The organism is Acinetobacter sp. 3657, from assembly GCF_031456775.1.
GTDB lineage: Bacteria > Pseudomonadota > Gammaproteobacteria > Pseudomonadales > Moraxellaceae > Acinetobacter.
Genome location: NZ_JAVDVH010000006.1, coordinates 172,109 through 195,137, shown reverse-complemented (window position 1 = coordinate 195,137; position 23,029 = coordinate 172,109). Strand labels below are relative to the sequence as shown.

Here is a 23,029-nt window from a genome sequence, read left to right as displayed (position 1 = left end):
CTTCGAGTAATTTCTACCATCTAATCAATGAAAATAATTTCGATCGATTAACCAGTAAAAATCCACACAAGTTGTTCTTCTTCAATTCTTAATGATCTTCTCGATGATTCGTCACCATCAAGCTAGGTCGGCTATATTACTCTTAATCTCTTAAAAGTCAACAGGCAATTTAGATATTTTTAAAACTTATTCTCAAATCCAAGATTTAAATCTTTCAATCCAAATCCTTGTTTCTCAACAAGTTTTTATCTGCATCACCGCCGATGGATGTGCATTCTACAGCATTTCCAATCCCACACAACCCCTTTTTTTAATTTATTGTGACGAGTGTCTATTTCTTGCACAAATAAGGCTGAAAATGTGGAATTTGATCTAATATTTGTTCAGTTTTACTCTTTTCTTGCCAATGCAAAGGGCGGCAATCGATATATTCACAATACCCCGTGCCTTCGTATGGTTCATTTTTCCAAATTAACTGATAGTGAAAACTTCCCACATAACCTGCGGCTAAACCAAATTTATAATCGCCTCGACTTTGTGCTTTCAGGTGAAAAGTAACTTGATTATTTTCCTGACATTGCCAAATAAACTCTCGAGCTAAATACATATCACGCCCATTTGGTGTTTGGATTTTAGGATAAACCCGTGTTACATCAAAAATAACGTGCTGATCATAAAGTATGGTCTGTTGTTGGTCGTGCTGGATTTCAATTCTTGAAAAAATGATGTTATTCCATTGATTCCTTAACTCAGAAAGTATGATTTGAAGATCTGAACGAATTTGAATAATTTGATAAGTAAAAAAATGAAAGGCGATAAATGGCAAATAAACTGCTCTGGCATGCTTCAGAATACCTTGTGCTTCTATTTGATATTTTTGTTCTTTATAGGTAATTTCACCTTCACACTGGCACCTTGCATACCAATAGTCAGCGACACCCCATTGCAAAGCCGAATGATTTTCGATTTCAGTGTACGTATTTACTTTTAACTGACAACTTAATTCTTCATCAAATCGTTTAAAATAATAATTGGGTGATTCGACTTGGATATCGTCAATATCAAGAAATTGATAGCGATCAATTTCAAATTGGCATTGCTCTTTGGCACTATAACTTTTGAGATGTCCAACTGTTGCTACACTGCTGCTCACTAATACCGTTGCCGTATCAATCGCTGTTGTGGTGATCGCACTGGCGTTATAGCAAATCGGAATACGTGGCTGACCAATTAAACTAATGAAATTCAGATAATGAAAAGGTGCAGGCAGATTCGGCAGAATCAACGCCTGATAAACGATTTTAAATAAACCTTTGGGCGGATAGAAAGTTAAAGCATCTGACTTATTGAGGTTCAGTTGCTTTAATTGATTGTTATTCATCAACATTGGCATACTGAACCTCCAGATTTTAAGTTGTTATTTTTGAGTCATTCTTTTTCGCAAATAAAGTCGTTACAAACCCTGAGAGCACATATAGGATACATACAATCAAGATACCTACTGGAATGTTGTACGTGATCGCAGCAAAAATCAAGACTACAGGCAACATCACGACAAATGGTACGCGTTTACGATCCATTTGTTTAAATGAATAATACTTGATATTTGAAATCATCAACAACCCAATCCCTACCATAACGACAGAGTTAATAACTTGAATCACAATATCTTTTAAATCAAAGATAAATGGATAATCGCGTCCGACCCAAACCAGTGAAATCACAGTGACCGCAGCAAGTGGGCTAGCGATACCAATAAAGTAACGTTTATCCACCACACCAATTTGCACATTGAAACGTGCCAAGCGGAATGCCGCACATGCGGTATAGATAAAGCAACACGCTAAACCAATACGTCCCAAATCATGTAAGCTCCAGCTATACATTAAGATTGCAGGTGCAACCCCAAAAGCCAGCAGATCAGATAATGAATCATATTGTTCGCCGAAGGCACTTTGTGCACCAATCGCACGCGCCACTCGTCCATCTAATCCATCAAGCAATGCAGCGAGGAAAATCGCATAGATGGCTTGATTAAAGTTTCCATTCATACTCGCAATAATTGAGTAAAAACCAGATAGAAGCGCCGCTGTTGTAATTAAGTTTGGCCATAGATAAATACCACGACGTTTTACTTTTTGCCCTTCGTGCGTATGCTCTTCTTCTTCCACTTCAAATGTAATGCGATCAAAAGAACGCCCATCTTTATTTGAATCAGAATCAGGTTTAGGAGAATTTGTCATTATTTTCAATTCCTCGACAATATTTTGACGTCGGCGGGTTACTCACCCACCAACCAACGTACTGCGGCATGACCACCATTTTCACTCATACGCAAATGTGGAAATAACCATTGTAAAGCCTGATCAGCGTCTTCTGAGAATTTCCACGGCGGGTTAATCACCAGTAAGCCACAACCATTTAATCCCACTGGCGTATCATCAGGCCATACACAAATTTCGCAGACCAATTGACGACGGATCCCAGTTTTAAACATTTTCTTTTCAAAACGGTCGATCATGGCACGATCTTTAATTGGATACCAAACCGCAAATACACCTGTTGGCCACTTGCTATGCGCGACTTGTAAAAGTTCAACCAATTGCGGAAAGTCTTTACGCTCTAATTCGTATGGTGGGTCGATCATCACCAATCCGCGTTTTTCTTTTGGCGGAATAACTCCAAATAAGCCTTCATAAGCATCACGCTCGTGTAAGCCCATGCGTTTATCATGAATATTGTGACGTAACTCAGCAAATACATCGCGCTGCATTTCAAATACAGTCGCTTTATCAATATCTCGCATTGCCTGTAAAGCAAACCAAGGTGAACCTGGGTAACTCCCCTTACCTTCCTGCTCGCGTATCTTGCCAACCAGTTTTAAAAACTCCTGAATGGACTCAGGTGCTTGGCGCTTTTCCATCTCGCTTAATTGCACTAAACGATGAATTCCTGTGAGGAACTCGCCTGATTTTTGTGATGGTGCAAGTGATAAATTATATTTACCCGCCCCACCATGGGTGTCGATATACCGATATGGTTTATCTTTAGCATTTAAACGAGTAAGCAGTTGAAGCAAAAGTACATGCTTCATAACATCGGCAAAGTTACCTGCATGGAAATGGTGACGGTAATTCATGTTGACAATTATTCCTCAATTCAAAGGATAGTTTATCATGAAATAGGGGCTGTTGACATTTCACACATGCTTGCGACAGTGAACATTTTTTAGCTGATACAAGGCATGACTTACGTAATTTAGCAATTCTAAATAAGTAAGGCATAACGCAGTAGCAGCAAAAAATGTACCTGTCCCAAAGGGTTATGGCTAAAACTTCCATAAACTTCGTTATGAAACTTGACAAGGGGGTCACCATTGCCTACGTTTCATGCCTTGTTTGTGTTGTTTTAGCCGATAACGCAAGACATGGTTGAGATGTCAACAGCCCCTTAGTATTCTTTAACGTTGATGTGATCATCTAAAATTGTACTGTAATCAAATGAATGTTAACTGGAACTGTATGCAATTCACCTCGCTTCCTACATCTTGGAATATTGATCAAATTTTAGATGATTTAAATACGTCTGGATTTGCTTTGGTGGACGATGTATACCCACATGAATATGTGCGAGATCTAGTTCAAGAATGTAGTTCAAATTTGGAAGCATTTCGAGCAGCAGGTATACAAAATGGTGTGGTCAGCCATATTCGAAGTGATCACATTTTGTGGATTGATGATCAACTCCCAATTGCTGAAAAGCATATCAACACTTTAGAAAACTTATCGCAGGCATTGAATCAAGCATTCTATTTGGGGATTAAAGAAGTCGAAGCTCATTTTGCTTGTTATAACGCAGGTGAGTTTTACGCATTGCATCGCGACAATCCTCAACAAAAGAATGATCGTATGATTTCCACCGTTTTTTACTTACACGAAAGCTGGCAAGAAGATTGGGGTGGTCAGTTACGACTCCAAGATAAAAATGATCAATGGCACATCATCCAACCTGTATCAAACCGCCTTGTCATCTTCCAAAGTGATTTATTACATGAAGTGTTGCGGTCAAAGCAACAGCGCTTATCCATTACAGCGTGGCTACGGAGTAGTAATTCGATTTGGAATGGATAGCCCCGCTTAAATACACACATAAAGTAAGGTTGTGAAGTTTATGGTATATCAACCTTTAAATTGCGACAAATAGCCTTATATATCTAAGCATAACTGACGATTTTGGATCAATGAATGACGAATGAAACCAAAGATGTAATTGCTCGTATTGGTGAAACAGATCAACTCTATCTATCGAGTGACACACCAGAGCTGGCTTTAGAACGAGCTGACTTGCGCTTGCAATTGGTCATGCTGAGCCATATTCGTCAGGAACAAGTGCATTTTTTACAAGAAGCTATCGTCCTGCTTGAACAGGCACGCATTGCAAATGATGAAATGCCCCTGAGCTTGTATTTGAATTTGTCTTTATATTTAGCCAAAGCATATATGATGTACTTTGAACTGACCAAAGAGCAGCGTTTTGCTTTAATTACCCAACAAATTTTAAAACCTTTGGCACATAACCATCATTTAGATATTTATTTCTTCTTGGCTTATGCCTCAACCGCTAAAAAAGAAAATGCTTTAACTCAACACTGGTTGAAGAAATATGTGTCATGTATTGACCATGATTTAGCGTTATTACAAGAACATTCAGCATTTAAGTTAATCCGTCAGGAAGACTGGTTTAAAGCTCTCATACGAAATAAAGCTCACTAGGGTCTGTTGACATTTCACAGATGCTTGCGACAGTGGACATTTTTTAGATGGTACAAGGCATGTTTTGCGAAATTTAGTCATTCTAAATGAGCAAGACATAACGCAGTAGCAGCAAAAAATGCCCCTGTCCCATAGGGTTATGGCTAAAACTTCCCCAAACTTCGTTATGAAACTTGACAAGGGGATCGCCATTGCCTGCGCTTCATGCCTTGTTTGAGTCGTTTTTGCCTATAACGCAATGCATGGCTGAAATGTCAACAGACCCTAATCATGTGAGCTTTATTTTTTTGATTTTTTAATGCGTACTATCAAGGTGTAGTTGTTGATTCAGTTCATCAATCACGATCGCCCACTCATCATCTTTATCAATATGACTTTTTAAGAAATCTCTTTGTCCTGCACTCCAAAACTCAGCTTCATGCAGTCTTTGTCCAGCACTGAGTTGATGTGTTTGGACAAAACGTTCAATTGCGGCTTCATCAGCGCCAAGTCCTAGCTGTTCAAACAATAATTCTAATGTCGGTTGTTGCTCAAACATTTTTCTTCTCCTTTAATCTTCTATATCCAATTTAACAACAAACAAGAAGTCGTTGCAGAAAAGACATTTATTTTCTTGTTGCTTTTTGTGTTTATCATTTTTAACGCATAAAAAAACGCCTTCAAATGAAGGCGTTCTCAAACTTATCTAAAAATAGATAAATTATTTTAACATGTCAGCAATTGCCGCACGTTCATCTTCAAGTTCTTGAAGTGTGATGTTCATACGCTCACGGCTGAATTCATCAATTTCAAGACCTTCAACACGTGTGTATTCACCATTTTCACAAGTTACTGGCACACCGTACATTACGCCTTCTGGAATACCATAAGAACCGTCAGATGGGATACCCATAGTTACCCATTTGCCGTTTGTACCCAACGCCCAGTCACGCATATGATCAATTGCAGCGTTAGCAGCTGAAGCAGCTGAAGACAAACCACGTGCTTCAATGATCGCAGCACCACGTTTACCAACTGTCGGAAGGAATGTATCTTTATTCCATTCTGCATCGTTGATTTTGTCTTTTAAGCTTTCGCCATTTGCAGTTGCAAAACGGTAGTCAGCATACATCGTTGGAGAGTGGTTACCCCAAACTGTTAATTTCTCGATATCAGAAACAGCAACACCCGCTTTTTGAGCAATTTGAGTCAAAGCACGGTTGTGATCAAGACGTAACATTGCTGTAAAGTTTTTCGCTGGAAGATCTGGAGCAGATTTCATTGCGATATAAGCATTGGTGTTTGCAGGATTACCTACAACCAATACTTTAACATCACGGCTCGCAACTTCGTTTAATGCTTGACCTTGACCAATGAAGATTTCACCGTTGACTTTCAACAAGTCAGCACGTTCCATACCAGGACCGCGTGGACGAGAACCGACCAGCAAAGCATAGTCAGCATCTTTAAATGCAACTTTAGGATCATCAGTCCCGATCATGCCCGCCAATAATGGGAAAGCACAGTCATCAAGTTCCATCATCACGCCTTTAAGCGCTTGTTGAGCTTTCTCAAAAGGAACTTCAAGCAATTGTAAAATTACAGGTTGATCTTTACCTAGCATTTCACCGCTTGCAATACGGAATAATAAGCTATAACCAATTTGACCTGCAGCGCCTGTAACGGCAACACGAACGGGTTGCTTCATGTGATATTCTCCAATGAGGTGCGTTAGCACGATTGAGTTCAGTTGTGACTCAATCGAATTATCATAAACGGCAAAGATTGTACTCTAAAGCAGCATCTTATGCATGTAAAAGAGAATGATTTCAACAAAAGTCTGATAGAAAATACAAATCAAGCCAGTCAAAAAGTTAATAACTGCCTTTAATCGTAAATTCATTTGGGCATCCTGTCACAACATGACTAGCACATTGTTTATATTGCCCATTTTTCTGATAACAGACGCGTATTTCCGTTAAAATCGAATCTGATTTTGAGGATTGACAGCTAAAGCGAATACCATTCGCTGGTAAGGATGGATTTAATTTGGTGAATTGTTGTCTAAGACTTTCTTTCTGAACCGCAATTGTATTTGGACTGGTTAGATCTGCTGGAACTTTTAAGCGCTCTGCAAAGTTAATAATCGTCCTAAAATATTGACTGGCATTCATCGGAACGCAGCCCCCTACACTCTGCCAAAGCTGTACACGTTCATTTTCGTTTGGCATCACACGTGCAACCACGGTTGCTTGCAGCGGTGAAAGCTGAGCAGATGATTTCGTTTCACAATTACGATTTACAGGAACTTCTGGAAGTAGACTTGAAATTGTAAGCGAATATCCCTCTAGACATTTACGTTGTTTTTGTTTTGAAGAATCTAAGGCACAAACAGCAGGCGTCATTTGCACATGCAAGATATAGCCAGCAATATTCGGGCGATCTGCTGCATATAATGGCGTGCCAAATGACAAGATGATGCAACAAAGCAATGCCTGCCCCAATCTTGTCAACCGCCTTTCAAGTAAATCTATCGATTTCATCAAATGCCAAAACTTCATGATTTCAAATTAAACATCCAATTGTATTTTTAAGGGGTATTGCGTACAGGAATCGCCCCCATCCTTTTTTCTAGGGATTGAGGACCCTGTCCGAGCACCACACCATAATGTGTTGCATTGGTCATGACATGTTTAACGTAGTCACGTGTCTCCAATAATGGAATGCTTTCTGTGTATTGATCCGCAGCAATGGTTTGACCATCGGGTTGCCAACGTCGCGCACGATTCGGACCTGCGTTATAACCTGCTGTTGCCAGCACTGCATTCCCACTCAGTTGCCCTTGAATCATAGAAAGATAATAGGTGCCGTAACGAATGTTGGTATTCATTTCACTTAGTGCTGCTGGGTTATAGGTTTCACCCATTTGACGCGCAATTAACTTCGCTGTATTTGGCATGATTTGCATTAAGCCACCTGCGCCAACATGCGAGCGAGCTGAAGTGACAAAACGACTTTCTTGACGCATCAGACCATAAGCCCAAGCAGGATCAACGCCTGCATTGTAGCTATGACTGCTCACATTACTACGATGCGGGGTAGTATAACGATAGGTATCATTATGTTTCGATGTGGTTCGATCAGCCGCATAAATCGCTCGATCATACCAACCCATATCATGTGCGCGTTTTGCCGCTGCCAATAATAGGCCATCATCTTGTTGCAAATAGGCTTGTCGAACAGCCCAATTCCATTCTCTATTGGTATACGTTGCAGGTGCATTGACATCTCTTAATGTAAATGCCCGCTTAAAATGAATATTTTGGTTGAGTCGTTGAATATCTTGTGAACTTGGTTGTTCATCGTATGGCTTATGATTATACCGTTCGCCTAAACGATCTTTGGCAAGTAAATTATGATAGTCATCACCAGCTTGAGCCAGTCTACGATAAATCTGCTGGGCTGCTTGTTTAGATGCTGCATCTGAACGTTGCTCAGACGCTCGAGCCAGCCAATATTGCCAACGATCTTCTTGCTTCTGGGTTACCGACATCGCATCAATCGCACGAATCAGACTTTCCCATGAACCAAATCGAATCGACTGACGCGCATAAATTTCCGCTTCTTCAGGACTAAATGGATAACCATAACTTTGATCGAAAGCATTCAACACGCTACGATTAAAACCATTTTTCATGACCGTAGTACCACCGACATAGCCCACTGTACGATACAAATACTGTTGTACTGCAGGTGGCGTGTCTTGAACAGCACGTGGAAGATTGGCCAATGCATTGGTTAGGTCACTATCCGCAATCCGCCCGATAGCGAAAATGAGATAAGCATAATCGGCATCATTGCTTTTGGTCGCACTCCATAAATACTCTAATGGATTGGCTTGAATCTGATTGAATTGTGCTAAAGATAAGCTCAATCCTAGTGCTTGTGCAGTTGCGATAGCCGGCCCTGACTGCCCTGCACGTAACTGCCCCCACAATCTTTGCTGACGATCTTGTGCGGTCATTAATGGACTAGAAAGCATCATTCGACCTAAACCATTGCATGATTCAGGCTGAGAATTTGTGGTTAACCAAATATCTTTATACTCAGCAAAAACTAAACTGTCTCCAGTTCTCGCTCTGACTTGCGCGATGGCACAGCTTTCTGCTTGGTCAGGATTGGTCACATAACTTAAAACTGGTTTAGCTTCAGTAAAACTCGCAAGTTTAACTTTTTCCTCAACATAATCTGCTGCCAACTTTTCTGCCATCGCAGATTGCGGATAGCGTTGGGCAAAACTAATAATGGCAGATGCGGGCTGAAAACCAAGATTGGTATTTAATTTCCAGTATTCTGGATAATAACCTAATACATCATTTTGCATTTGCTCTTGAAATTGATCGAGCATCGCAATGTTACTGGCATTGGCGGCACGTAAAGCATCATTAAACTGTGCATCTAAAGCATAGACGGATGAACACGCTAGCAAGCCACCCATTGCGATAAAACGGCGGAAGTTGTTCTTGTTGTTCACTTTATTACTTTCCATCGTTATAAAATCACCTTGCTTTTTCATCGTCATCAATCAATATGCCCAATTCATCCAACGGTGATAGTGTAATAAGTCTAGCTTTCCTCTATTGTTGTGTTATGTAACTTACTGATTCATATTCATTAACGCTTATACAATTTTCATCACAAACTGTCTTTTTTTGTCAGTTTTTTATTCTCTCCGCACATACAAAAATACTGCTATAATCCGCGCTTTGTTCAAACTCACCTTGTTCAGGAGCCTGCATGACGGTTCAAACATTCATTCCAAGTGCTTTAAAAGCTGCCTCAGAAAACACTGTTACCCAGCCAATGCACACCACTGATGTTTCAATTAAAAAACTTTATATTGAAACGCAAGGGTGTCAGATGAATGAGTATGACAGTCACCGTATGGCAGATTTACTCGGCGATTCACACGGTTATGTACTGACCACTGATCCCAAAGAAGCTGACATTTTACTGATGAACACTTGTTCTATTCGTGAAAAAGCTCAAGAAAAGGTTTTTAGCGGATTGGGACGTTGGCGCAAACTCAAAGAACAGAATCCAGATCTCGTGATTGGTGTTGGTGGCTGTGTTGCATCGCAAGAAGGCGACAACATTCAGAAACGCGCACCTTATGTCGATATGGTCTTTGGTCCACAGACCCTACATCGGTTACCGCAAATGCTTGATCAGCATCAGGCCCAAATCGAAAAACCGAAAAAAGATAAAATTAAACTGGTTGATATTTCTTTCCCAGATATTGAAAAGTTCGACTTTCTACCAGAACCACGCGTGGAAGGCTTTAAAGCTTTCGTGTCGATCATGGAAGGTTGTTCTAAATACTGTTCATTTTGTGTCGTTCCTTATACTCGTGGTGAAGAAGTTTCTCGCCCACTGGATGATGTCTTGGCGGAAATTGCAGGACTCGCAGAAAAAGGTGTACGTGAGATCAGCTTGCTTGGTCAAAACGTCAATGGTTATCGTGGTGAAACATTTGAGGGTGATATCTGTACGTTCCCAGAACTACTTCGCCTAGTGGCTGAAATCCCTGGAATTGGACGTTTGCGTTATACCACCTCTCACCCACTTGAATTTTCTGATGAACTGATTCAATGCTACCGTGACTTACCACAAATGGTGTCGCATTTGCATTTACCTGTACAAAGCGGTTCAAATGATGTACTCCAAGCAATGAAACGTAATCACACCATTGATGTGTATATTGATAAAATCGCCAAACTCCGTAAAGTCCGTCCAGATATGCACTTATCCAGTGACTTTATTATTGGTTTCCCAGGTGAAACTGATGCGCACTTTGCTGAAACCTTACAGTTTATTAAAGACTTAGATTTTGACCATTCTTATAGTTTTGTGTATTCAAAACGTCCGGGCACACCTGCTTCTGACCTCGCTGATGACACACCAGATCAAGTGAAAAAAGATCGTTTAGCACAAGTGCAGCAAGTGATTAAAAAATCGAGCATAGATAAAACCGATGCCATGCTGGGTAAAATCGAACGTGTGCTGATTGAAAAAGTATCTGATAAAGATCCAAATGTATTAATGGGAACAGCGGACAATACTCGTTTGGTTGCCTTTATCGGTGATGCAACGTGGGTTGGACGTTTCGCAGAAATTGAGATTACTGAAATTAAAACTTTAAATTTAGTTTATGGTGAACTCTTGAATCTTGAACCTGACGTGGCGTAATGTAGAGGTATTCTCATAAGTCAATAAGAGGGTTTCTCTTGACTGCAGCGATTCGACGTACAGTAACGTTCCCTGAGATTTCAATGGAACGCTTAAAAAGCATGCTCGGTGCGTATAACGGGCATTTAAAACAAATCGAACAACGTTTAGATGTCAAAATTACTCACCGAGGCGATGCTTTCTACCTCGACGGTGAGATTGAAACGGTCGAAAGAGCCGAAGCATTATTGCAACGGCTCTATGCGGAGTCTGAAACATCACAACAAGTCAGTGCTGATTTACTCCATCTTATGATCCAATCCTCCCAAACCGACCGAGACTTCGAATTGGTCGGTGAAGGAGTAGATCAAGAGGAGACCCCCTTAGATGTCTATTTTCAGACCCGTAAAGGCCGAATTAATCCTCGCGGCACAAACCAAAAACGCTATGTGCAACGTATCCTACAAAGTGATATTTCGTTCGGTATTGGTCCAGCAGGTACAGGTAAAACTTACCTAGCTGTTGCTGCTGCCGTCGATATGCTTGAGCGTAATGAAATCCAACGTATCTTATTGGTTCGTCCTGCTGTCGAAGCAGGTGAGAAACTTGGTTTTTTACCCGGTGATTTAACCCAAAAAATTGATCCATATTTACGCCCACTTTATGACGCTTTATATGAAATGCTTGGCTTCGAGAAAGTCGCCAAACTGATCGAGCGTCAAGTGATTGAAGTTGCCCCGCTTGCTTATATGCGTGGTCGTACCTTAAATCACTCTTTTGTGATTTTAGATGAAGCGCAAAACACCACGCCTGAACAAATGAAGATGTTCCTCACTCGTTTAGGCTTTGGTTCTCGTGCGGTAATTACGGGTGATGTCACGCAAGTCGATTTGCCGCGTGGTCAGCAATCTGGTTTAGCACAAGCTTTGCGTGTCCTAGAAAATGTACATGAAATCCATATCACACGCTTTCATTCTCGTGATGTGGTTCGTCATCAATTGGTACAGAAGATTGTTGAAGCTTACGAAGGCTGGGACAGTGAGCAACAGCGTTTATCCGCTGAAGCCCGTGCCGAACGTAAAGCCAAACAAGAAGCACTGATTGCAGAGAATGACTCCGCAGCAGATGCACAACACATTTAAGAAAAACCTCACCCCTACTTTATAACAGTGGGGGTGAGGACGATTAATTAAGGATCTATTTTTGAAAATCAATCTAAGTCTTCAACAAGACTTTCAAACGGCTGAACTCCCCCTAAAACGTGGTCAAATCAAAAAACAGCTCGAAACAGCATTACGTCATGTTGGTTTCGAGGTTGACTGCGAAATAGGCATTGCTTGTGTAGATGTTGCTGAAAGCCATGAGCTGAATTTGCAATATCGTGAAAAAGACAAACCGACCAATGTACTGTCTTTTCCAAGTGATATCCCAGAAGAAATGCTTAACTTACTGGATGCAGAGCCTCTGGGTGATTTGGTTATTTGTATTCCTGTGGTTTTACAAGAAGCCACTGAGCAACAAAAAACACCGAACCAACATTTCACTCACCTACTTGTTCATGGTGTTTTGCATTTATTGGGTTACGATCACGAAACCAATGAAACAGATGCTGAAGAAATGGAAGCTTTGGAAATCGCGATTCTTAAAAAGCTCGGGGTTGCAAACCCATACCAAGCCGATGAGATCTGAGTAAAGTATCTATGTATATCGTCATTTTTAAGGCCACAATTAAACAACTTGATGCAACTTATTCAGAAATGGCGCAAAAGCTAAGGAATAAAGCTTTAACGGAATTTAACTGTGTAAAGTTTGAAGCCTGTAGTGAAAATGGCTTTGAAATTGCGCTGTCATACTGGAATTGCTTGGAAGATATAAAGCTCTGGCAACAAGATGCAGAACATCAAGTTGCTCAGCATCTAGGTAAAGCAAAGTGGTATCAAAGCTTTAGTGTTGAGATCTGCAAAGTAGAACGCTCCTACTCAGCCTAAAATAGAATGTGGATAATAAACAACTTATCCACATACACAATAAAAAACGGCTTTCATTAAGCCGTTTTTTATTTCATCCGATATTTAGAACTGATAACGTAGCGTTAAGGTTGCATTACGTGGCGCGCCATAATTCATACTATTTACACCAATTCCATCGTAATATTCTTTATCCAATAAATTATCTAGATTTAGCTGAACACTTATATTTTTATCAATTTTATAACCTAGCATCGCATTGAAAAGAAAAATATCATCTTGTTCAACTAAAGTCGCCCCACTACCAGTATAAGTTTTACCTCGATAATTCACCCCCACACCAGTATTCCACTGATCGGTTTTGTATTTAATAAATAAATTTGATGTTGTGCGTGCACTATTCGTAGCAACTTTTTGATCTTTAGCATCTTTTGCTTCAAAGTTTGCAATGCCGAAGTTGATTCCCCAATTGTCATTGATCTCACCATCAACCTCAAACTCTACGCCTTTACTTACAACACCATCAACCCCACGATAAGCCTGCTCAGAAGTTACTACACCTTGCGCATTCTTAACAAACGTACCTGTAATTGATTCAGCAAAATTCGTTTGTTCAATTCTAAATATGGATAAAGCTGTATTTAAATGACCACCAAACCATTCACTTTTTATTCCCGTCTCATAATTTCGTCCAATGATTGGATCTAGATAGTTACCATTTTCTTCACGACGATTCTGCGGTTTAAAAATATCGGTATAACTCGCGTAAAGAGAATGATCTTGGGCAAAGTCATAGACAACACCAAAGTATGGTGTGAATTGATCCTTAAATTCACGATTGCCTTTATTATCTTCAGACTTATATTCCCAGTTTGATAATCGTGCGCCAGCTACAATTTTTATAGGATCAAGAACTTGGAACTTACCAGCAAGATAATACCCCATTTGTGTCGTTTCATTTCCTGCTAACTTATTTGGATTGGTAATAGGTGTTAACAACTGAGTATTCATATTAGAAAAATCCAACTGCTGCCACTTGTCAATATCTAGATCATTGGTCCCTTGACTCTTTCCTTGAATTGTCCCAAAACGACTATTAACCAATTGACTTTTATTCCACGAACCACCTAATATAATTTCTTGTTTACGATCAGCTATCATAAAAGGCGAAGATAAATAAAGATCCACATTATTTTCATCATTTCTAGCATCTGAAGAATATACGGACACAGCTCCCAAACTTTTGTTGGTTGATTTATCCACATTACCATCAACATAAAGTAAAGCTGATTCTTTATCGTTTCGCTGATAAGAGTAGGCAATATTTAAATCTATATCATTAAAAATATTTTGTTTTAGATTAGTAAAAAATGCTTTTGTATCAACGTTCCAATAAGTCCAATCAGAACTTACGGTCAAAGAACGGCCAAACTTAGTTCGTGTTCCATCATTATAAAAAGCAGGCAATCCCCCCCAACGAATTCCATCACGATTTAATTGCTGATAGGCAAGCCCCAGCGATAAATAAGTACGATCTGACAAGTCAAAATCCAGAGCAGCATAAGCAACATTTCGTTCACGTGAATAAAAATCCATGAATGAATCTTCATCTGAATGCTTTACTACTACACGACCACGTAAAGAACCATCCGAATTTAATGGAGATGAAATATCGTTAGAGCTTGAATAACTATTCCATGATCCTAGTGAGGCATTAACATTTCCTGTTAGCTCTTTTGCATTGGCACGTTTACGAACTAAGTTTAAGCCTATAGCAGGATTCCCAGCACCCGTCATCAAACCATTCGCACCTTTAACCACTTCTACACGATCATAAAGACCTAGATCAAGATCGCCTTCTGCTAGTGAGAAGGTTGTGGGTATACCATCAATCAAGTGATAATCCACCTGAAATCCTCTAGCAAAATAACTTTGGCGCTCATCTGTACGAGAAACGGTAACACCCGTAACATTTTTCATAAAATCTTGAAAAGAAACAATATTTCTATCATCCAAATATTCGCGAGTATAAATCTTCACTGCTTGTGGTGTTTCACGTAGTGATAAACTTAATTTCGTTGCCGTATTCGTGCTCTGGGCTGTGTAACTTCCTGTCCCTTCTGTTGTTGCAATATCCCTCTTCTCTGCTTTTACTATAATTGTTGGCAACTGAGCACTTTCATTATTTGATTCAGCAAAAGCTAGTGAAGGTAATAACACTGTCGCCATTGCTAGTGCAAGTGGGTGCGCTTTAAAAATGCTTAACGCCGAATATTGATGCATGAAGATATGTCCTTATTAAAGGTATAGAGCACTTGGAGAGATGCATCACCTTCCCCCGAAACTTTAAAGAAGGATGCATTTACGCCCTAAAGGAAATGAACAGAAAATATCATGCAAATGATAATCGTTTTTATTATCAATTCAAGAGTCATCTATCAAAAGTGACTCTTTGTTTTTTTTAAGTTTTGGAACGAAATAAAGAATCTATAAGACACAACCTACTTTTTTAATTAATTTTTTTCATTAGGATTCCTATCAAAAGCACATTTAATTAATGCACTTCAAATTCCGCATCCACTGGATCAAAACGCCATGTACGAATGATACGTAATTCTGAAATCTCTTTCATACCCGCATCAAAAGCACCAAATGGTGCTCCACGACGAACCGAAGCGCGCGCAGCTTCATCCAAAATCGAGTGTCCAGAACTCTCAATTAAACGAATGGCACGAATACCACCCTGCGCATTTAAAATCACCATTAAGCGAACTTCACCCGCTAAACGCTGTTGCTTCGCTGCATCTGGATAATAGCGATTGCCATACAATTCTACCTTTTGGCGGAACTTATCCAAATATGCCGCTGATGCATCTTGTTTGGCCTGAATACCATCAACGGTTTTAATGCGTTGTTTACGGCTGAAATTTTGTTGTCGTTGTAAATATTGCGCTTCTAAGCTTGCCACCATCGCTGCTTTTGCTTGAAACTGACTTTGCAATTCTTCTAAAGCTTTTTTACGCTCACTTTGCTCTGCTTGTTTTTGCCAACTGAGCACAGTCATAAGCACTTTTTCTTCAAATTTTAGCTCTCGCTTTTGTTGTATAGTTTCAAGGCTCTCCAGTTCGTTTTCACCTGCTGTTGCATCAGTTTGCATCGGTGATGGCATATCACTCGACATACGATGTGCTTTGTGAAAGTCACCTGAACCAGTTTGATCAGCTTGCGCTAAAAAATCTGCATCTTTGACTTTTTCTTGACTTAAGCGAACCGAAACCGCGATTTCTTTGGTCGAAGTATCCGATGGAGATGGCATCGCAAACTGAGTCACCAGTACACCACCATGTAACAGCATCGCTAAAGCAACAGCCCCAACGAAAATTGGGTCTTGCCACCAATGATGAGACAACTCAGTACGAAAATTTATTTTATTCCACATGGTATTTAAGCGACAAAAAGTCGCATCCCCAACGGCACTCACCGTATAAAAACCAAACCAATATTCAAAAGTTAAGAAAAATGTGATCCACTTATGGTTGCAGTGTTTCCATACCTTCATTTTATGAAAATGTAGCAATTAATTTTGCTACACTGCAAGCTACAAATTTAATTTTATTTTTTAGTTAATAAAAGATGGCGAATAAACCATTCACTTTCTGGAACAACTTTTATGCAAACGCTACTCTCATCCGTCGTTAAACGTCTACGTAAAGTTTACCAAAAAGCCGAAGAATTCATCGAAGAAGAAAGAGAATTTCCACTTTCACAAGTATTTGTGAATGCAACCATGGAGCGTTACGTCACAGAAAATGTAGAGATCATGCAAGACCTACATGCAGATCTGTATGATGGTTGGCTACGTTTATACACTACATTGGATGTTAAAGGTTTACACACCACACTTTCTGTAGACTTAAAACTGATTCAGATGGAAATGAATCAACATGTACAATTAATGGTGTTTGAGCAAATTAGTAATACCCAAGTCATCGAAGCAAAATTTAAAAATATCTTCCAAAAATGGGGCTTCTATATTGCCATTTGGTACTATCAAAAATTCAAAGAAGAAGATCCTCTAGGCAAGATTTTAGCGCATTTTGAAATTGTGACCGTCAAAGATGATTTGCTATATCTTGATTTAAATCGCTGGTTTGGTAAAAAACCAAGCATTATCGAAACACTCAGTAAAGTTCACGTCAATCGTGCTCGGGTTCGCCCAGCAGAACTCATTGTATGGGGCAATGTCAATCTTGCTGCAATGTTATATCCATCGGATGATGATCGCTTTGATGATGAGGATATAGAAGACACCACAGTGACACCCATCCTGCAAAAGAACTTAAAGAAAAAATAAGATTCACTCGAAATCAGGCAAGTAACCTCTAGGTTCTTGCCGCCAATAAAACATATAACACCATGATCTATACGAAAATTAACAAGTGCTGAGTAAAAAGCCTGATTTTTTCTTCACAATCTACAGGCATAATAATTATAAATCCTCCTGATAAGCGAGTGATGCATGATGTATTTACTCAAAGGACATCGTATTATGACAAAGAAATTATCGAAAGTTCTTGGTATCACCACCGTAAGCTCCGCTGCAATCTTGTGTGCAAGCTTATCGAGCCATGCTTTGGCAATGACACCCTTCCAAGCAAGCTATCAATTTAGCTACAACAATAAAAACCTAGGTTCAGCTACTCGTACCTTGTCTCAACAAGGCAACAACTGGACTTATCAATTTACAGCGAAAGCGGGTGGCATTGCTTCAGCGTCTGAAACCAGTCAGTTTGGTTTTGTAGACAATAAAATTATTTCTCAGAAATTTAGTCGCAGTAGCAAAATTTTAATCCACAACAATACAATGAGTATTAACTTCAACCCCAGCAGCAAAGTCATCAATACCAAAAAAGATGATAAATCTCGCTCATTTGCATGGCAAGCAGGCGCATTAGATGAACTCAATGCTGAACTGCAAATCCGTGAAGATTTGAAAAACAATACCCTCAGAACCAAATACCAAATCGCCGATGCAAAAGCATTGGATGATCGTCGCTTTGTAAGACAAGGAACCGAAACGATCAAGACCAATTACGGTACCTTTAATACGATTAAAGTCGTGATGCAACACGACAAGCCTGAACGCAATACCGTATTTTGGTTAGCACCACAACTTGACTATCTTCCAGTAAAAATGGCGCACAATGATGGCAAATCATCTTATGGGCTATTATTAACGGGCTATTCAGGTAAATCCAATTAATCGCTAAAGCAACCAGATATCGCAAACTTATGTGAAATATCACCAAACTCTGTAATTTTGGCTTGCAATTTTTTCGATGCTTTCTAAAATATGCCTTTGCTTGAAAAAGCATCCGTTTTAGAGGATTCTCCCGTGTACGCTTTAGAACAGAAAATCTTAAATGAAGGTATCGTTCTATCTGATCAAGTCTTAAAAGTTGATGCTTTCTTAAATCATCAAATCGACCCTGTTCTTATGCAGTTGATTGGTAAAGAGTTTGCTGCTCGCTTTAAAGACGCAGGTATTACCAAAATCATTACCATCGAAGCATCAGGGATTGCACCAGCGATCATGGCTGGACTAGAACTCGGTGTACCTGTGATTTTCGCTCGTAAATACCAATCATTAACGCTTAAAGATGATCTTTACCGTTCTAAAGTGTTTTCATTTACCAAACAAACTGAAAGTACTATTGCGATTTCAAACAAGCACATCAACTCAAGTGATAAAGCACTGGTGATTGATGACTTCTTGGCAAATGGTCAAGCTGCACTTGGTCTGATTGATTTGATCCATCAAGCCAATGCTGAAGTGGTCGGTGTTGGTATCGTGATTGAGAAATCATTCCAAGTCGGTCGTGATTTACTCATTGAAAAAGGCTATCGTGTTGAATCTTTGGCGCGAGTTAAATCTTTAGTCGATGGCAAAGTAACTTTTGTAACTGAATAAGATTCAATATCCAGAAAAAGCGGATGATCACTCATCCGCTTTTTTATTTAGCAACAGTCCCAGTTATAGAGGACTTTAGAAAAATCTCTTTTCTTTAAATCTTCTGGGTGAATAAAGAAATTGCCGACACCAGAATCCCCCCACATAATATCGTTTTCGGCATCATCCGTATCCAATTGAAATAGCAAAATATAGTCTTGAATATTTTCCTTATAGCCACGTGGATCGCTTTGCGTAAAAAATGGATAGCCACCTAATCGATGCCCGCTTGCAGAAAGCAATTCATGGTAAGGCTCAATAAAATCATTTTCGAAATCGCCCCCCTCGAATTGATCTTCAAAATCGTAAAGTTCATCAACATTGAGAATTTTCTTTCCAAAAGCAAAATCTTCCAGACTAATGACCTGCTCAGCATGCTGAAATTCAATCGAATACTGTCCAGTAAAAGGCAAATAAGCATCTTCATCAAATTCAAGCTCGAAAAAATCCTGTTTTAAGTGTGTTGCATCTTCAATAATCTGATCAAAATATAAAACTTTAAAGCTTGATTGCTGCTGTTGGTCATCAAAATTCATCCCATATAAATCATCGGCAGCGATATAAAACTGCAAAATTCCCTTGTCTGGAAAATGAGGTAAATTTGGAGTTTCAGCAAAATTGAACTGCGCCAATAAAACCAATGGATTGCCATTCGAATCGACAGGATAAGTGATGTCTAGCGGTAAATAAGGCTGCCCACCAATCTTACTTTGCCATAAAGTTAAATCATCACTTGGTGTTAGCTGCATGGTGACAGTCGGCAGCATAGTTGCTGAAATTTTTTCTAAGTATGGATGCAAAGTACTCGGTAAATTCTCAGGTTGAAGTTTCATTTTGTTGATTATCCATGTCGCTATTTATAGAACTTAATATAAAACAAGCAGCTAAATTAAAATAGAGAACAAAGTCTGTACTGCGACAGTTAGTGACGCTCAATTGCCCCATTATTTATCACATAAATTCTGATAAGATTAGCCCGAGCAAAATCTGCGATAGGAATGACGATGCGCACATACTTAGACCTTTTACAACATATTCTCGACAATGGCGGCGACAAAGGAGACCGCACAGGAACTGGGACACGTTCAGTATTTGGTCATCAAATGCGCTTTGACCTCTCCAAAGGTTTCCCCTTATTAACCACCAAGAAAGTCCACTTTCGTTCGATTGTGATTGAACTACTTTGGTTCCTGAAGGGTGATACCAATGTGCAATATCTAAAAGACCACAAAGTCTCAATTTGGGATGAATGGGCAACCGCAGAACAAACTGCTCGTTTTGGTCGTCCTGAAGGCGAACTCGGTCCTGTTTATGGACACCAATGGCGCAACTTTGGCGCGACTCAAAATGACGACGGTAGCTATCAGCAAAATGGTTTTGATCAAATCAAATGGCTGGTAAATGAAATCAAAACCAATCCAAATTCACGTCGTCTAATCGTATCTGGTTGGAATCCAAACGAGGCTGGGAAAGTTGCACTCCCGCCTTGTCATACCCTGTTTCAATTTTTTGTACAAGATAACAAACTGTCATGCCAACTCTATCAACGAAGTGCCGATGTCTTCTTAGGTGTGCCATTTAATATTGCCAGCTATGCCCTACTCACTCATATGATTGCGCAGGTGTGTGGCTTAGAGGTTGGTGATTTTGTCTGGACAGGTGGTGATACTCATCTATATGCCAATCATTTTGAACAAGCGCAATTACAGCTTTCTCGTGAGCCATTAGCTTTGTGTCAATTAAAACTCAATCCAGAGATCAACGATATTTTCGACTTTAAATTTGAGGATATTGAAATTGTAGGCTATGAATCACATCCTGCAATTAAAGCACCTGTCGCAGTTTAATTATCTTAAGAGAGATCACCACATGGCATGGCAAGGAACTGAAGTTGTACACGTTGTGGCAATGGACCAAAAAAACTGTATAGGTAAAGGCAATGCACTACCGTGGCATATTTCTGCCGATCTTAAGCATTTTAAAGCCATTACCCAAGGCGGCGTAGTGATCATGGGTCGCAAGACCCTTGAATCCATGGGACGAGCGCTGCCAAATCGCGTGAACTGGGTGATTACTCGTGACTCATCTTGGCAGTTTGATGGGGTTAAGGTTGCGCATAGCATCGAAGATGCATTAAATGCTGCACTTACAGACGTACAACACTCTGAAAAAGCATCCTTATTTATTATTGGGGGTGGAGAGATTTTTACCCAAACACTTGCGATTGCCGATCGTCTAGAACTCACGCATGTTGATTTGGATGTACAAGGCGATGCACATTATCCAAAAATCTCTGAGGACTTTCATAAAGTAAACTCAGAACAGCATATTGATGAAAAATCAAATATCACCTTTGAGTTTGCAACTTATCAAAAATAAAAAATGGATCGCGAATTGTTATGCATGACATTGGATCACGTGAGTTTTTCATTGCGTTAGGAATTGGACTATTACACAGTACTTTTACCCTATTCGTGATCCTTTCAAGTGCATGGTTGTGTCTAGCGCTCTGGATTCAACAACCCCTTGGCAGTGTTTTTAGTCGTCTGATCATACTGCTTTGGGTCTTATTTGCACTGAGCTTAATTGGTTTTTATATCAGTGGTCACATTTTCAGTCGACGGACTGACATTATCCTCTATTGTTGTGCATTTGCTTGTTCACTGCTTTGGTATTTCTCATTAGATGCAAGACAAGATCGTGAATGGGATCCTGAGGTTGCAGAACAACTCAGTTATGAAAAACAGGGTGATATTGTCACGCTAAATCATGTTCGCAATTTTAACTGGCATGCCGACGGCAGTTATGATGTTCGCTGGGAAGACCGCACTGTTGACCTGAGTAAAATTACCGGCATCAATGTCATTGCTTCATATTGGATGGGGCCACAGATTGCTCACACGCTGGTTAGTTTCGATTTCGCAGACCAAAAACCATTGGTCTTCTCGATTGAAATCCGCAAAGAAAAAGGCGAATCATTTTCAGCAATTGGCGGTTTCTTTCGTAAATATGAACTGAGCCTGATTGCCTCTGATGAAAAAGATATTGTGTATACACGAAGTAATATTCGTAATGAACAAGTCTATCTATTCCCCATCAAAATGCCTGCTGATGAGCGCAAGGCTTTATTTATTGAATATCTAAATAAAGCAGATGAATTGCGTGCTGAAGCAAAATGGTACAACACGCTAACCAGTAACTGTACCACCCTCATTTTTGACATGGCACAGGCCATCAACCCACACAGATTGCCGAAAGATTACCGCCTTTTGGCTTCGGGCTATTTACCCAATTATTTACATGATCTGAAAGCACTGAATCAAAACTACAGTATGAAAGAGTGGTATCAACTGGCTCATATCAACCCTCGTTCAGAACAATACGCTAAACAACCCAATCAAAGTAGCGAGTTTTTTTCGGCCGTTATTCGTACTGGCCTGCCTAAAACTGAATAAACCTCATACTAGTTTTATTAGAAATGAATTAATATTTACAAAAGAATACGCTACATACCATGCTTCTACATCAATATTGATTTAAATCATAGCCATATAAACACAACGACTTGGATTTCAATTTTTATGTTAAAAACATTGTTAACTTCTAGTACTTTGGCGGTTGCGGTTGTCATGTCTGGTTGTGCAGGCACTGAATCGCTGCATACCTCATCCAATGCATCTCAAAAAGAAAGTATCGGCTTATATAATCGTACGTGGGTCGCGGCACAGATTAATGGCGTTGAGATCGAAAGCAATGCGCTCTCTGGTAAACAACCATCGATCCAATTGGATGCTCAAGCAAAACGTTTTACTGGTGCTGACGGCTGTAACAAGATTTTTGGTAGCTTTGAAAGTAGTGCTAAACAGTTACAACTTGGTCCAATTGCATCGACCAAAATGGCTTGTATTGGCAACGACAATGCAACCCTTTCTCGTCAATATTCCGACGCCTTAACCAATACTACAAGCTATAAGATCAAAGGACACAAACTTCAATTCTTAGACAGTTCTGGCAAAGCCCTCGTCAGTTTCATGACAGTGACTCAACCATTGCCTTAATGCTTTATCATAAAA

23 protein-coding genes are annotated in these 23,029 nt (G+C 39.8%); 13 read left to right on the top strand and 10 right to left on the bottom strand.

The annotated features are described in order from the left end of the window. Nucleotides 1-331 precede the first annotated feature (331 nt). The 3 genes from J2Y37_RS09370 to rlmJ are packed head-to-tail and all read right to left on the bottom strand — an operon-like array spanning nt 332 to nt 3,139. A complete protein-coding gene (locus J2Y37_RS09370; RefSeq protein WP_349032628.1) occupies nt 332-1,393 on the bottom strand; it encodes a DUF6670 family protein in 1,062 nt (353 codons plus the stop codon). Nucleotides 1,394-1,409: 16 nt separating this feature from the next. Next, complete coding sequence (gene pssA / locus J2Y37_RS09365) at nt 1,410-2,243, bottom strand: CDP-diacylglycerol--serine O-phosphatidyltransferase (protein ID WP_004668642.1); 834 nt, start codon at nt 2,241-2,243, stop codon at nt 1,410-1,412. A 38-nt stretch (nt 2,244-2,281) separates the two neighbouring features. Continuing rightward, complete coding sequence (rlmJ, locus tag J2Y37_RS09360) at nt 2,282-3,139, bottom strand: 23S rRNA (adenine(2030)-N(6))-methyltransferase RlmJ (protein WP_004668641.1); 858 nt, start codon at nt 3,137-3,139, stop codon at nt 2,282-2,284. 382 nt (nt 3,140-3,521) lie between these two features. On the opposite strand from rlmJ, the gene J2Y37_RS09355 reads away from it, so the two are divergent. Together J2Y37_RS09355 and J2Y37_RS09350 are read left to right on the top strand one after the other, a co-directional pair. Continuing rightward, nucleotides 3,522-4,130, top strand: a complete 609-nt coding sequence (locus tag J2Y37_RS09355; RefSeq protein ID WP_004668640.1) for a 2OG-Fe(II) oxygenase — start codon at nt 3,522-3,524, stop codon at nt 4,128-4,130. A 114-nt stretch (nt 4,131-4,244) separates the two neighbouring features. Next, nucleotides 4,245-4,772: a hypothetical protein gene (locus J2Y37_RS09350; RefSeq protein ID WP_349032627.1), complete on the top strand. Its 528-nt coding sequence runs from the start codon at nt 4,245-4,247 to the stop codon at nt 4,770-4,772. Nucleotides 4,773-5,067: 295 nt separating this feature from the next. Here the strand turns inward: J2Y37_RS09350 and J2Y37_RS09345 are convergent, their stop codons facing one another. From J2Y37_RS09345 to J2Y37_RS09330, 4 genes are all read right to left on the bottom strand, one after another. Further along, nucleotides 5,068-5,310 (bottom strand): DUF2789 family protein, encoded by a 243-nt coding sequence (locus tag J2Y37_RS09345; RefSeq protein ID WP_005195028.1) that lies wholly within the window; start codon nt 5,308-5,310, stop codon nt 5,068-5,070. A 162-nt stretch (nt 5,311-5,472) separates the two neighbouring features. Next, nucleotides 5,473-6,459, bottom strand: coding sequence for a malate dehydrogenase (locus J2Y37_RS09340; RefSeq protein ID WP_004668635.1), 987 nt, complete (start codon nt 6,457-6,459; stop codon nt 5,473-5,475). A 166-nt stretch (nt 6,460-6,625) separates the two neighbouring features. Then, the gene (locus J2Y37_RS09335; RefSeq protein ID WP_005195026.1) at nt 6,626-7,294 is read right to left on the bottom strand and encodes a hypothetical protein; all 669 of its coding nucleotides are present in this window, start codon (nt 7,292-7,294) and stop codon (nt 6,626-6,628) included. Nucleotides 7,295-7,341: 47 nt separating this feature from the next. Further along, nucleotides 7,342-9,333, bottom strand: a complete 1,992-nt coding sequence (locus tag J2Y37_RS09330) for a transglycosylase SLT domain-containing protein (protein WP_349032626.1) — start codon at nt 9,331-9,333, stop codon at nt 7,342-7,344. Between the two features lie 215 nt (nt 9,334-9,548). On the opposite strand from J2Y37_RS09330, the gene miaB reads away from it, so the two are divergent. From miaB to J2Y37_RS09310, 4 genes are all read left to right on the top strand, one after another. Continuing rightward, entirely contained in the window at nt 9,549-11,000 is a 1,452-nt protein-coding gene (miaB, locus tag J2Y37_RS09325; RefSeq protein WP_004668629.1) for a tRNA (N6-isopentenyl adenosine(37)-C2)-methylthiotransferase MiaB, read from the top strand. Nucleotides 11,001-11,083: 83 nt separating this feature from the next. Beyond that, nucleotides 11,084-12,121 (top strand): PhoH family protein, encoded by a 1,038-nt coding sequence (locus tag J2Y37_RS09320; protein ID WP_165382389.1) that lies wholly within the window; start codon nt 11,084-11,086, stop codon nt 12,119-12,121. Nucleotides 12,122-12,182: 61 nt separating this feature from the next. Next, nucleotides 12,183-12,668: an rRNA maturation RNase YbeY gene (gene ybeY, locus J2Y37_RS09315; protein WP_004668625.1), complete on the top strand. Its 486-nt coding sequence runs from the start codon at nt 12,183-12,185 to the stop codon at nt 12,666-12,668. An 11-nt stretch (nt 12,669-12,679) separates the two neighbouring features. After that, the gene (locus J2Y37_RS09310) at nt 12,680-12,967 is read left to right on the top strand and encodes an antibiotic biosynthesis monooxygenase (protein ID WP_241323271.1); all 288 of its coding nucleotides are present in this window, start codon (nt 12,680-12,682) and stop codon (nt 12,965-12,967) included. A gap of 84 nt (nt 12,968-13,051) precedes the next feature. Here the strand turns inward: J2Y37_RS09310 and J2Y37_RS09305 are convergent, their stop codons facing one another. After that, nucleotides 13,052-15,229, bottom strand: coding sequence for a TonB-dependent siderophore receptor (locus J2Y37_RS09305; RefSeq protein ID WP_349032625.1), 2,178 nt, complete (start codon nt 15,227-15,229; stop codon nt 13,052-13,054). Between the two features lie 271 nt (nt 15,230-15,500). Next, nucleotides 15,501-16,427, bottom strand: coding sequence for an energy transducer TonB (locus J2Y37_RS09300; protein WP_349032624.1), 927 nt, complete (start codon nt 16,425-16,427; stop codon nt 15,501-15,503). 189 nt (nt 16,428-16,616) lie between these two features. Here J2Y37_RS09300 and J2Y37_RS09295 point away from each other — a divergent pair, with 189 nt between their 5' ends. The 3 genes from J2Y37_RS09295 to J2Y37_RS09285 all read left to right on the top strand — a co-directional run bounded on the left by J2Y37_RS09295 (nt 16,617) and on the right by J2Y37_RS09285 (nt 18,917). After that, the gene (locus J2Y37_RS09295; protein WP_004668618.1) at nt 16,617-17,300 is read left to right on the top strand and encodes a hypothetical protein; all 684 of its coding nucleotides are present in this window, start codon (nt 16,617-16,619) and stop codon (nt 17,298-17,300) included. Between the two features lie 195 nt (nt 17,301-17,495). Continuing rightward, on the top strand, nt 17,496-18,209 hold the full coding sequence (locus tag J2Y37_RS09290; protein WP_241323273.1) for a DUF3108 domain-containing protein: 714 nt from the start codon (nt 17,496-17,498) through the stop codon (nt 18,207-18,209). A gap of 132 nt (nt 18,210-18,341) precedes the next feature. Beyond that, complete coding sequence (locus J2Y37_RS09285) at nt 18,342-18,917, top strand: xanthine phosphoribosyltransferase (RefSeq protein WP_034594882.1); 576 nt, start codon at nt 18,342-18,344, stop codon at nt 18,915-18,917. Nucleotides 18,918-18,964: 47 nt separating this feature from the next. Here J2Y37_RS09285 and J2Y37_RS09280 read toward each other — a convergent pair whose 3' ends face one another. Further along, nucleotides 18,965-19,789 carry a YwqG family protein gene (locus J2Y37_RS09280; RefSeq protein ID WP_349032623.1) on the bottom strand — a complete coding sequence of 275 codons (825 nt, stop codon included), beginning with the start codon at nt 19,787-19,789 and terminating at the stop codon, nt 18,965-18,967. 171 nt (nt 19,790-19,960) lie between these two features. Here J2Y37_RS09280 and thyA point away from each other — a divergent pair, with 171 nt between their 5' ends. The 4 genes from thyA to J2Y37_RS09260 all read left to right on the top strand — a co-directional run bounded on the left by thyA (nt 19,961) and on the right by J2Y37_RS09260 (nt 23,014). After that, nucleotides 19,961-20,803: a thymidylate synthase gene (thyA, locus tag J2Y37_RS09275; protein ID WP_241323274.1), complete on the top strand. Its 843-nt coding sequence runs from the start codon at nt 19,961-19,963 to the stop codon at nt 20,801-20,803. Nucleotides 20,804-20,825: 22 nt separating this feature from the next. Further along, nucleotides 20,826-21,335 carry a dihydrofolate reductase gene (locus tag J2Y37_RS09270; protein WP_349032622.1) on the top strand — a complete coding sequence of 170 codons (510 nt, stop codon included), beginning with the start codon at nt 20,826-20,828 and terminating at the stop codon, nt 21,333-21,335. A 20-nt stretch (nt 21,336-21,355) separates the two neighbouring features. Continuing rightward, complete coding sequence (locus J2Y37_RS09265) at nt 21,356-22,411, top strand: DUF4105 domain-containing protein (protein WP_349032621.1); 1,056 nt, start codon at nt 21,356-21,358, stop codon at nt 22,409-22,411. 126 nt (nt 22,412-22,537) lie between these two features. Beyond that, on the top strand, nt 22,538-23,014 hold the full coding sequence (locus tag J2Y37_RS09260) for an META domain-containing protein (RefSeq protein ID WP_349032620.1): 477 nt from the start codon (nt 22,538-22,540) through the stop codon (nt 23,012-23,014). Nucleotides 23,015-23,029: the final 15 nt, after the last annotated feature.